The organism is Amycolatopsis ultiminotia (assembly GCF_039536925.1).
GTDB classification, from domain to species: Bacteria; Actinomycetota; Actinomycetes; order Mycobacteriales; family Pseudonocardiaceae; genus Amycolatopsis; species Amycolatopsis ultiminotia.
Window position 1 is genome coordinate 57,032 of the sequence record NZ_BAAAZN010000032.1, and the last position, 10,419, is coordinate 67,450.

General features: G+C 69.5%; 10 protein-coding genes. 7 read left to right on the forward strand and 3 right to left on the reverse strand.

Annotation, left to right across the window (positions count from 1 at the left end; all coding sequences use genetic code 11):
* The first annotated feature begins 6 nt into the window (after positions 1-6).
* The 6 genes from ABD793_RS41065 (at position 7) to ABD793_RS41090 (ending at position 4,803) form a co-directional block, all read left to right on the forward strand.
* Positions 7-759: an SDR family NAD(P)-dependent oxidoreductase gene (locus ABD793_RS41065; RefSeq protein ID WP_344869142.1), complete on the forward strand. Its 753-nt coding sequence runs from the start codon at positions 7-9 to the stop codon at positions 757-759.
* Between the two features lie 227 nt (positions 760-986).
* A complete protein-coding gene (locus ABD793_RS41070; RefSeq protein ID WP_344869143.1) occupies positions 987-2,354 on the forward strand; it encodes an FAD-binding oxidoreductase in 1,368 nt (455 codons plus the stop codon).
* Positions 2,351-2,707, forward strand: coding sequence for an avidin-fold protein (locus ABD793_RS41075; RefSeq protein ID WP_344869144.1), 357 nt, complete (start codon positions 2,351-2,353; stop codon positions 2,705-2,707). Before ABD793_RS41070 ends, ABD793_RS41075 begins: the two co-directional genes overlap by 4 nt.
* A gap of 43 nt (positions 2,708-2,750) precedes the next feature.
* Entirely contained in the window at positions 2,751-3,119 is a 369-nt protein-coding gene (locus tag ABD793_RS41080) for a TcmI family type II polyketide cyclase (protein ID WP_344869145.1), read from the forward strand.
* Positions 3,116-3,541, forward strand: coding sequence for a cupin domain-containing protein (locus ABD793_RS41085; protein ID WP_344869147.1), 426 nt, complete (start codon positions 3,116-3,118; stop codon positions 3,539-3,541). The genes ABD793_RS41080 and ABD793_RS41085 overlap by 4 nt, the downstream gene beginning before the upstream one ends.
* Entirely contained in the window at positions 3,538-4,803 is a 1,266-nt protein-coding gene (locus ABD793_RS41090; protein ID WP_344869149.1) for a beta-ketoacyl-[acyl-carrier-protein] synthase family protein, read from the forward strand. Before ABD793_RS41085 ends, ABD793_RS41090 begins: the two co-directional genes overlap by 4 nt.
* Before the next feature lie 150 nt (positions 4,804-4,953).
* Here ABD793_RS41090 and ABD793_RS41095 read toward each other — a convergent pair whose 3' ends face one another.
* Positions 4,954-5,430: a hypothetical protein gene (locus ABD793_RS41095; protein ID WP_344869151.1), complete on the reverse strand. Its 477-nt coding sequence runs from the start codon at positions 5,428-5,430 to the stop codon at positions 4,954-4,956.
* Positions 5,431-5,539: 109 nt separating this feature from the next.
* Between ABD793_RS41095 and ABD793_RS41100 the strand changes: the two genes are divergently transcribed.
* Entirely contained in the window at positions 5,540-6,922 is a 1,383-nt protein-coding gene (locus ABD793_RS41100; RefSeq protein ID WP_344869153.1) for a class I tRNA ligase family protein, read from the forward strand.
* A gap of 105 nt (positions 6,923-7,027) precedes the next feature.
* On the opposite strand, the gene ABD793_RS41105 is transcribed toward ABD793_RS41100, so the two are convergent.
* Together ABD793_RS41105 and ABD793_RS41110 are read right to left on the reverse strand one after the other, a co-directional pair.
* Positions 7,028-8,782 carry a tryptophan halogenase family protein gene (locus ABD793_RS41105; RefSeq protein WP_344869154.1) on the reverse strand — a complete coding sequence of 585 codons (1,755 nt, stop codon included), beginning with the start codon at positions 8,780-8,782 and terminating at the stop codon, positions 7,028-7,030.
* A 36-nt stretch (positions 8,783-8,818) separates the two neighbouring features.
* Positions 8,819-10,108, reverse strand: a complete 1,290-nt coding sequence (locus ABD793_RS41110) for a lysine N(6)-hydroxylase/L-ornithine N(5)-oxygenase family protein (protein WP_344869156.1) — start codon at positions 10,106-10,108, stop codon at positions 8,819-8,821.
* Positions 10,109-10,419: the final 311 nt, after the last annotated feature.

Sequence of the window (10,419 nt, forward strand, 5' to 3'; positions counted from 1 at the left end):
AAGAGCATGGATCTGGGTCTCGCCGACAAGCGAGTGCTGGTCACCGGGGCGACCAAGGGAATCGGGCTCGCCACCGCGCGCGAGTTCGCCGCCGAGGGGGCCAAGGTGGCGATCACCTACAACACCGCGGTGGAGCGAGCCGCGGAGATCATCGACGAACTGGGCGGACCGGAGCGGGCCTGTGCGGTGCCCTACGAACTGCGTGATCCGGAATCCACCACCGCGGCGGTGGATGCGGTGGTGGAGCGCTGGGGCGGGATCGACATCGTCGTGGCGAACGCGTTGTGGTTCACCTGGGTCGATCCACGGGAGACCGCCAAATTCGAGGATCTGCCCGCCACCGAGTGGTCCGCGCAGCTGCGCGCGAACGTCGACGGCCACCTGCACACCGTGCAGCGCGCGGTGGGCGGGATGCGCAAGCGCGGCTGGGGCCGGGTCGTGCTGCTCTCCTCCGTGACCGCTTACCACGGTCTGCCCGGCTCGGAGATCTACAGCGCGTCGAAGGCCGCGATGCACGGTTTCGCGCGCGGGCTGATGTGGGGTGGCGGCGGCGTGCTGGTGAACGTCGTCGCGCCGGGGGCGACCACCACCGAGAGCATGGACGCGGTCGCGCCGGAGATCACCGAGGAATCGCTGCGCAACACTCCGAGCGGGCGGCTCAGCAGTCCGCAGGACGTCGCGCGGGTGATCGTCTTCCTCTGCTCGGAAGCCAACAACGGGGTGAACGGCGAGCTGGTGCACGCCGCGGGCGGACGGTAATCCCGCGGACTGCGCGCGGTTCGATGGCCATTCGAGGGCGGCCGCCGACGCTGCTCGGGAGCCCGTCGGGTGGTGCCCGGCGCGGACGGCGTGGTGGGTGGTGGTTTCGCGAGCATGCGGTGGTGGCGGCCGCCGCGTGCTCCGGTGCTGCCACCCACCCGTCGTCCGCCGATGCGCCCATCGGGACGGGGTCACTCCCTGTGCACCGTCCACGATGAGGATTCGCCATGACCGACGCTTTGCGCCGCACACTGGAAAAAGTCTGTCCGGGCCGGGTCGTCGTACCGGAACACGCGTGGTACGACCGGGTCCGGCTGCTCTTCAACGGGATGTACGACAAGCGGCCGTCGTTGATCTGCCTGCCGCGTGACACCGCCGAAGTGCGTTCGGTGATCAAGTACGCGCGGGACGCGGAACTGCCGACGGCCGTGCGCGGCGGCGGGCACAACATCGGTGGCGCCGGTTCGATCGACGGCGGCCTGGTCATCGACCTGCGCCTGCTCGACGGCGTCGAGGTGCGCCCGGACGAACAGCGGGCCTTCGTCGGCGGTGGCGCGACCTGGGCCACCTTCGACGACGCGAACGCGGCGCACGGTCTGGCCACCACCGGCGGCACGTTCGACACCACCGGCGTCGGCGGGCTGACCCTCGGTGGCGGGATCGGTCATCTGATGGGCCGCTACGGACTGGCGTGCGACAACGTCCGGTCCTACGAGCTGGTGACCGCGAACGGGGACGAGCTGGTGGTCGAGCCGGGAACACAGCCCGAGCTGGACTGGGCGTTGCGCGGGGCGGGCCACCTTTTCGGGGTGGTCACGCGGTTCGATTTCCAGTTGCACCCGGTTTCGCGAGTATACGGTGGTTTTGTCGGCTACTCCGGCGAACAGGCCGGCCGGGTGGTGCGGCTCTTCCGCGAGCTGATGACCACCGCGCCGGACGAGCTGACCTGCACGCTGCTGCTCGAACGCCATGGCGTGGCGCAGAAACCGGCGGCGGTGCTGAGCGTTGCCTACTGTGGTTCGGACGAGGCGTTCATCGAGCGGCTGAACAAGAAGTTGCGCGAGATCGAGGTGCTCGAGTGGCAGCTGCGCACCCGTACCTACCCGTCCATGCAGGCCGTGCTCGGACGGCTTCCGTTCGGGCTGCGGCACTACTGGAGTGCCCGCTGTGTCGACGGGCTTCCCGACGAACTGGTGGACCGCCTCGTGGCGCGCTTCGCCGAGGCACGGCTGACCGATCCGTTCAACGACACCATCCTGATCGAACCGATTCACGGTGCGGTGCGCCGGGTGCCTGCCGCGCAGAGCGTCGTCCCGTTCCGCGAGGCCCGCTTCAACGTGACCGGCATGGCGATCTGGGCACCCGCCGAAGCGGACGATCAGCAAACAGCATGGGCCCGTTCGGTTTCCGCGGAGACCGAACCGTACAGCCGATGGGGCGAGGGCTACCTCAACTACGTGTCCGATCAGTCGGGCGATGCCACGGCACGCGCGGTCCGCACGTTCGGCACCGAGACGTTCGACCGGCTGCGGGCGATCAAACGCACCGTGGACCCGGACGGCTTCTTCCAGACGAGCTACGGGGACCGGCGATGAGCGGGCCGAGCTTCGATCGCAGGGTTTTCCGGTCCACCGCGGCGGAGACCGGCGCCGGTTCCAGCTATCCGGTCGGCTATTACCACCAGGACGGTGATCTGGTCTGGGCCGAGTTCTCCGGCGGTGCGGTGCGGGTGGGCAGGCTGGTCGGGCACCGGAGCCCGGAAGGCACGCTGAGCGCAGGGTACGTCCAGCTGCTCGCAGGCGACCGGCTGGTCTCCGGGACCGTGGTGACCACCGCGAGCAGGCTGCCGGACGGCAGGCTGCGGCTGCGGGAGGAGTGGCAGCGCGGCGACGGTTCCACCGGGGTGTCCTATCTGGACGAGATTACCGCTCCGGATCGGTCCTTGTAGAGGTGTTCGAGCTGGCTTCGAGCCAGGTCGCGAGCATGGGGTCATGTCTCGAACTCAGCCCACCGAAACCGATGCCGCGCAACGTACGCTGATCGTCGCCCGGCTGGACACCGAGGATCCGGACCGTATCGCGGATATTTTCGGCGAATCGGACGCGAGCGACTTACCGCACCTGATCGGGGTTTCCCGGCGCACGCTGTTCCGATTCCACGACCTCTACTTCCACCTCGTCGAGGCGGAGCAGGATGTCACGCCGAACCTGTACAAGGCGCGCAGCCATCCGCTGTACCAGGACATCCATCTGAAGCTCGCCGAGCACCTGCGGCCCTACGACCCGGACTGGGCCGAGCCGAAGGACGCCATGGCGAACCCGTTCTACTGCTGGACCAGCGAACACGGGAGGGTGCGGTGACCACGGCGGACGAGGTCAAGAAGATCCGGGTCGGTGCGGTCGCAGGCAACCGGCGCCGGGGCGGGGACGTGCGGATCACGTTGAGTCCCAAGACAGTCGGCAGCACGAGCGGCTTCGGCGGCGTGCTGTGGCTCGGCCGGGGCGAACGGGTCGCCGAGCACTACCACCCGTATTCGGAGGAGTTCGTGCACGTCATCGACGGCGAGGTCGAGCTCGTCGTGGAGGACCGGAGTTTCGCCCTCGGTCCGGGTGATTCGCTCATGGTGCCGATCGGCAAGCGGCACCGGATGCACAACCACGGCGAGGAGACCGCCCGGCTGGTGTTCCACCTCTCCCCGCTCGCACCGCGGCCCGATCTGGGGCACGTGGACCTCGAGGAACCGGTGTCCCCGTCGGCAGCGCAGCCCGAGGTGGGCGCATGAGCAGGCGGGCGGTCATCACCGGGATCGGGGTGGCCGCACCCGGTTCGGTCGGCCGTGCGGCCTACTGGGACATGCTGACCGCGGGCCGCACGGCCACCCGCCGGGTCACCCTGTTCGACCCGGCCGGGTTCCGGTCACAGATCGCCGCGGAGGTCGATTTCGACGCCGAGGCACAGGGGCTGACCGCACCGCAGATCCGGCGGATGGACCGGGCGGCCCAGTTCGCGGTGGTCTGTGCGCGGGAGGCGGTCGCCGACAGCGGGCTCGAACTGGAAACGGTGCGCCCGGACCGGATCGGCGTGAGCATCGGCAGTGCGACCGGGTGCACGATCGGCTTGGAGACCGAGTACCGGGTGGTTTCGGACGAGGGCAGGAACTGGCTGGTGGACCCCGGCTACGGCGTTCCCCAGCTGTACGAGTACATGCTGCCGAGCAGCCTCGCGGTGGAGGTCGCATGGGAGGTGGCCGCGGAAGGCCCTGCCGCGGTGATCTCCACCGGATGCACTGCGGGGATGGACTCGGTGGGACACGGTGCCGCGCTCATCGAGACCGGCGCCGCCGACGTGGTGGTCGCCGGCGCCACGGACGCTCCGATCTCGCGGATCAGCCTGGCTGCTTTCGACGCGATCAAAGCGACTTCGCCGAACAACGACCAGCCGGAGTCCGCGTCACGGCCGTTCGACCTGCGCCGCGACGGTTTCGTGCTCGCCGAGGGCGCGGCGGTGCTGCTGCTGGAAGAGGCGGAAGCGGCGAAGGCCCGTGGCGCGCGGATCTACGCCGAACTACTGGGTTTCGCGACCCGCAACAACGCCTTCCACATGACCGGGCTGAAGCCGGACGGCAGGGAAATGGCCGAAGCGGTCCGGCACGCGCTCGACCGGGCGAAGATCGATCCGACCGAAATCGGGTACGTCAACGCACACGGTTCGGGCACCAAGCAGAACGACCGGCACGAGACTGCCGCCTTCAAGACCAGCCTCGGCGAGCACGCGTACCGGATCCCGATCAGCTCGATCAAATCGATGATCGGGCATTCGCTCGGCGCGATCGGCTCACTCGAACTGGCCGCGTGCGCACTCGCACTGGACCGGCAGGTGGTCCCGCCGACGGCGAACCTGGAAAAGCCCGACCCCGACCTCGATCTCGACTACGTCCCGGTGACCGCGCGCGAACACCGGATGGACGTGGTGCTGAGCGTGGGCAGCGGATTCGGCGGCTTCCAGAGCGCCGCGGTACTGGCCAGGCCCGGCCGAGCAAGCTGAGCGGGTCCGGGCCGCCGGCGGTGCGCGGATCTGGTTGCGGGCCATTGGTCCCGGACCTGGCTGCCGGTGGTCGATTCGAGCCTGGCTGCCGGCCGTCGTCCCGGAGCCGGCGGCCGGTGGTCGTTGTGGCGCCGGCCGCCGGTCGTGGTTTCAGAACTGGCCGCTGATCGTGCTTCCCAGGTAGGCCTCGAGGTCCGGTTCGGCCGGTCGTACCACGTACCGGACCCAGGCGTCACGTTCGTGTCCGATTGCCACCATTTCCCAGATGCAGGCGGTGGCATCGGCCGGGGCTTCGGTGGGGGCGGACAGCTGCGGCCACTCGCCGAGCCACGTGCGGGTGTGCAGGATCAGCCGGTTGGGGCTCCACCACCCCACCACGACGTAGCAGCCGTCCTCGTCCTCGTGCACGACGCTGAAGGCGTACGGCAGTGCGGTTCCTTCGGCGGAAGGCAGCGAAAGCGCTACCGCCGCACGGGCGAACTCGTGTACTTCCGGTCCGGGTTCGGGGGCGAGCGCGGACACCGCGTACCGCTTCACGGTCCACTCCTGGTAGCGCTCGATACTTTGTGCGGTAAGGGATCGCTGCGCGTACTGGGTCGGCCGGGCGCCGACGGCGTTCGTGCTCATGCGCCGATGATGGCATCGGCGCGGCCGGCCGCCAAGCCGTCATCGAGGTTTCTTCGAGGAATTCCGGCGACGGTCACCGTGGTGGCCCCCTGCCAGGAGAGGAGTCGCGGTGCACCCAGCAGAATCCGGAGTGGACGGTGGACGGTGGACGGTCGTCCTCTCGCCGCCACCGACCCCGAACGGCCCGCTCCACCTGGGGCACCTGGCCGGTCCGTACGTCGCCGCGGACATCGCCGCCCGCGTACTGCGGGACCGCGGTGCACGCGTGCTGTCGGTCTGCGGCCTCGACGACCACCAGAACTACGTGCTCGCGCAAGCCCGTCACGAGGGCGTGCCGGTACGCCAGCTGCGGGACCGGTACGCCGATCTGATCCGCGGGGTCTTCGCCGGCGTGCGCGTTTGCCACGAAGAGTTCACCGTGCCGCTGGACGATTCCGAATACCGCGGCGCCGTGGCCGGATTCCTGGCGGCACTGGTCGATTCCGGTGCGGTCTCGATCCGGGAGTGGACCTCGCCCGCTTGCGCGGACTGCTCCGGGCACCTCCACCACGCCTACGTCTCGGGTGGCTGCGCCCACTGCGGCGCCGGTTCCGCCGGAGGCACCTGCGAGAAGTGCGGCAGCGGAACGAGTGCCGCCACGCTGACCGAGCCGACCTGCACCCGTTGCGGCAGGCCGGCCACTACCACCGCGACATACACCGGCCCGGTACTCGACCTTGCGGCGTACCGGCCCTGGCTGCTGGAATTCTGGTGCCAGGCGACGATTCCGGCCACCGTGCGCACGATGATCTCGGCGCTGCTGGCAAAGCCACTGCCGGTGATCCCACTCAGCTACCCGACCGACTGGGGCATCGAATGCCCGCTCGTGCCGGGAAACCGGATCGACGTGTGGGCCGAGATGGCACTGGGCTACCTGTACACCGTGGGACAGCGGCTGACCCCCGGCGTGGCCGGTCTTCCCGCGCACGTCGCGGCGTGGCGTTCGGTTGGCGGCCTGTGGACCTTTCTCGGGCTGGACAACGCGTTCTACTACGCGGTGCTGTTCCCGGCGATCTACGCCGCCGCCGGGATCGCACCGGACCTGCCTGCCGGGCTGGTGGTCAACGAGTTCTACCGGTTGTCCGGGGCGAAGTTCTCGACCAGCCGGAACCATGCGGTGTGGGCGCACGAGATCCTGCGTGCCGAAGCGCCGGAGGACATCCGGATGTTCCTGTCCTGGGACCGTCCGGCGCCGAGTCCGACGAACTTCACGCCGGAGAGCTACCGGGCGGCGATGGTGGCGTGGCGCGAGACCACCACGCCGGCCGGGCAGGAGCTGGCCGCGGCGGAGCTGGCTCGCGCGGAGAGTGCGCTGGCACTGCGGCACTTCGACCTCGCCTTGGCAACGCGCTGTCTGCTGAACGCCGATCCGGCGGAACGGGCCCGATTGCTGGCTGCGATCAGCGGACGGGTGGCAGTCGGGTCCGGAGCCGCCCACCCGGGTCGCGACTGACCCGGATGGGCGGGCCGGGGTGACCCGAGTGGTCCCGCTCGTGACCCGGATACCGAAGACGGGCGCCGGAGGAATTCCTCCGGCGCCCGTCTTCGTCTGCCAGGGTCAGCGCATGCCCATCATCCGTGCGACCCGGTGGCCTGCCCAGCTGTCGTCGTCGTTGAGCAGACCGTGGTTGAGCTCCGGGTGATCGGCGTAGGCCGCGATGGCGTCCGCGGTCGGCATCGCGGCCGCGGCCAGTGCGTCGGCAGCCTGGCGCCGGGCGCGCCACCGGGACAGTGGCTCACCCGCGGGGACCAGCCGCTTCGTCGGGACCTGCATGCCGAACAGGATGTTGTCCATCCCGTAGAGCTCGAAGGTGGTCGGGCTGACCCGGTTGAGCATGGCCTGCAGTGTTCCGCTGCGCCGGGAAAGCGGTGCGCATTCGGCGAACATGTCCAGGATCGGCTGGAAGCCGGAGACGTCCGCGTCCGCCCGGACCGCGCGCCAGAACGGCGTGTCGAGCCGGGTGTTGAACTTGTAGTGCGAGGTGATCAGCCAGCGGACCTGGTCCCAGCGCTGGTTGAGCGCGGAGTTGAACAGGTCCCGGCCGGGGGCCGACGACCACGAGGCAGGCAGCGTCGCGAGCAGCGACCAGATCGCGTCGGCCGCCATCACCAGCCCGCTCGACTCCAGCGGTTCGGTGAACGCATAGGCGTTCCCGATGCCGACCACATTGCCGCGCCAGGCCTTCTCGTGCCTGCCGCTGCGGAAGCGGACCACCTTCGGTTCGCTGATCCCCGGGTAGCGCTTGGCCATCTCGGCCGCGGCCTCGTCGTCGCTGAGGAAGTCCGAGGAGTACACGTAACCACGGTGGTCCGAATCCGGGGTCGGGATGCCCCAGTTCCACCCGGCGTTCATGGTGATCACGTCGGTGTAGGGCTTGATGTGCCCGTGGTGTGCGACGTTCCCGGTGACCGCGCGGTCGGTGAACAGGCTGCTGCCGAAGCTCACGAACGGCGTGCCGAGCGCCTTCTCCAGCAGCAGCGAGCGGAACCCGGTGCAGTCGACGAACAGGTCGAACTCCAGCTGCTGCCCGTCGGTGGTGACCAGGTGGTCGACCCACTCCGGGCCGGAGGTGACCACGTCGGCCACCGTCGCGGGCACGTGCTTGACCCCGCGGCGCTTGGCCAGATCGGTCAGGAACTCCACGAACGGCTTGTTGTCCAGGTGGTAGGCGAAGGGCAGGTACTTCAGCAGTGAGACCGGCTTGCCGTCCACCTCGAACACCGCCGCACGGTCCCGCGCGATGAGTGCCGAACCGAGGGTGGACCCGGTGATGTTGCCGGTCGCGTCCATTGCGCCGAGCAGCCCGACCGACTCCGCCGACCAGTCGAAGGCACACCGGAAGCCGTCCGGGTGCGGACCCCATTCGAAGTTGATCCCGGTCTTCCAGGTCGGGCGCACTCGCCGGTACAGCTCGTCCGCGTCGATCTCGAGGAAGTGGTGCAGGAAGGTGAGCAGGAACGGCACCGTCGACTCGCCGACGCCGATGATCGGGATACCCGGCGATTCGACCAGCGAGACCTCCAGCCACGGCCGCTTGTGCTGCAGTGCGAGCGCGGTCAGGTAGCCGGCCGTGCCGCCACCGATCACGCCGATCCGCCGGATCGCCTGCGGATCGTCCGGGTCCGGGCGTGGCGTGTCGTCGCCGACGGCCGAGTGGGTGGCCATCAACCGTGCCGGGTCCAGCTCACCTTCGCCGTCGGACAGCCATTCGCGGACCGCCGCCGCGCCGTCCGCAGGCAACGCGCCGACGACCCGGCCCAGCTCGCCGCCCCAGCTCGCGCCGGGACCCAACGCCATACCTCGGTGATCCATGGTGTCTCCCACTTCTCGGATGTGTGTTCGGGATCCTCAGCCCCAGATCGTGGACACGTGCTCGTCGCGGATCTCGTAGAGTTCCCGCTGCAGCAGCGAGTTGACGATCACCGCACTGCGCACCGCGAGCAGGCTGAGATTGGGGTCGGCCAGCCCGTGGCTGAGCCGGGCCCGGTTCTGCACGAAGATCCGGTTGACCGGATCGTGCTTCCAGCGCAGCGAGTAGTCCGGTTCGACGACCGGCTCGCCGCTGCCGTCGGTGTCCATCAGTTCGGCCAGTTCGCCGGACACCGGCAGTTCCCGCGGGGTGCGCCCGGTGGCGAGAACGACCAGGCGCGCGGTGTGCCGTTCGCGGCCGCCGCCGTCGCGTTCGCACCACAGCGTGGTGGTGCCGTGCCGCTGGCTGGCGTCCACCACGGTGCGGCCGGGCAGCATCATCACCGGTGTGCGGCCGTCGCTCAGCAGCGCCTCGTAGTTGCGCCGGTACAGCTCCTGCAGCGTCTCCATGGACACGCCGTCGCTGGTGAGCACCTGCCTGCTGGTGTGCGCCTGCCGGGTCTGCCCCGGCAGGCCCTGGAAGAACCGCAGGTAACTCGGCCGGAAGAAGTCGTTGGCGGAGGGGGAGTCGTCGAGCGGGGCGAACCAGTGCCGTCGGCCGATCCAGCGGATGTCCCGGAACCCGCGGCCGAGCAGGTACAGCGCGCATTCCGCGCCGGTCTGCCCGCCGCCGACGACGATCACCTGTTCATAGGGCCGCGCGTCGCGGGTGTTCAGGTGTGCTTCGAGGTTTTCCGCCAGTACCACCGAACCGGGCTCGCTGGTGCCGAAGCACTCCGGCACGTGCGCCCGGGTGCCCATCCCCAGCACCAGATGGTCCGCGGTGGCGATGGTGCGCTCCGCGGTGTGCAGGGTGAACCGGTCGTCGGTGTATCCGACCTCGGTGATGTCTTGTCCATAGTGGACGACGGCGAGCTCCTCGGCGGCCCACGCGAGGTAACGCGCGTATTCGAGCCGCGGGATGGCGGTGTACTGGGCGTTCAGGAAGCTGTACACGCGTCCGGTCCGCACGAGGTAGTTGAGGAACGACACCCGATGCCGGGGATCGGCCAGTGAGACGAGGTCCTTGATCCAGGAGGTCTGCAGCTGGGTGCCGGGGAAGAGCAGCCCCGGGTGCCACGCCGGACCGGACCGCGCTTCGAAGAGCGCGATCTGCCCTGGGAAGTGGTCCTCGGCGAGTGCGGCGAAGCTGAGGTTGGCCGGGCCTGCGCCGAGGCCGGCGACGGTGTAGTGCGGGACGCCGGCTTCCCGCTGAAGGTGCGACCGCATGGCAGCTCCTGTCCGGTTGACCCTGGCGGGACCAGGGTCGCGAGACGGCGGGTAGGTGCCCCGATGGTGACCGGCTCGGCTTGAAGAGCACCTCGAAGCCGGCGCAAGCCACCGCGGCCGAGACCGCGTTGAGCACCCTTCGAGACGAGGACCCGACGGTTATCCCGGAACAGCAGCTGACTTGCGGGAGGCTTGGGATGTGCGGGATCGCGGGATGGGTCGACTTCGGGCGTGATCTGACCGCGGAGCGGTCGGTGGTGGAGGCGATGACGGTGGCGTTGTCGCGGCGGGGTCCGGATGCGAGTGGGGTG

Bases quoted from the DNA above. Each gene is read 5' to 3' on its own strand.
- ABD793_RS41110 (WP_344869156.1), bottom strand. From the start codon at position 10,108: ATGCGGTCGCACCTTCAGCGGGAAGCCGGCGTCCCGCACTACACCGTC.
- ABD793_RS41070 (WP_344869143.1), top strand. From the start codon at position 987: ATGACCGACGCTTTGCGCCGCACACTGGAAAAAGTCTGTCCGGGCCGG.
- ABD793_RS41095 (WP_344869151.1), bottom strand. From the start codon at position 5,430: ATGAGCACGAACGCCGTCGGCGCCCGGCCGACCCAGTACGCGCAGCGA.
- ABD793_RS41105 (WP_344869154.1), bottom strand. From the start codon at position 8,782: ATGGATCACCGAGGTATGGCGTTGGGTCCCGGCGCGAGCTGGGGCGGC.
- ABD793_RS41090 (WP_344869149.1), top strand. From the start codon at position 3,538: ATGAGCAGGCGGGCGGTCATCACCGGGATCGGGGTGGCCGCACCCGGT.
- ABD793_RS41065 (WP_344869142.1), top strand. From the start codon at position 7: ATGGATCTGGGTCTCGCCGACAAGCGAGTGCTGGTCACCGGGGCGACC.
- ABD793_RS41075 (WP_344869144.1), top strand. From the start codon at position 2,351: ATGAGCGGGCCGAGCTTCGATCGCAGGGTTTTCCGGTCCACCGCGGCG.
- ABD793_RS41080 (WP_344869145.1), top strand. From the start codon at position 2,751: ATGTCTCGAACTCAGCCCACCGAAACCGATGCCGCGCAACGTACGCTG.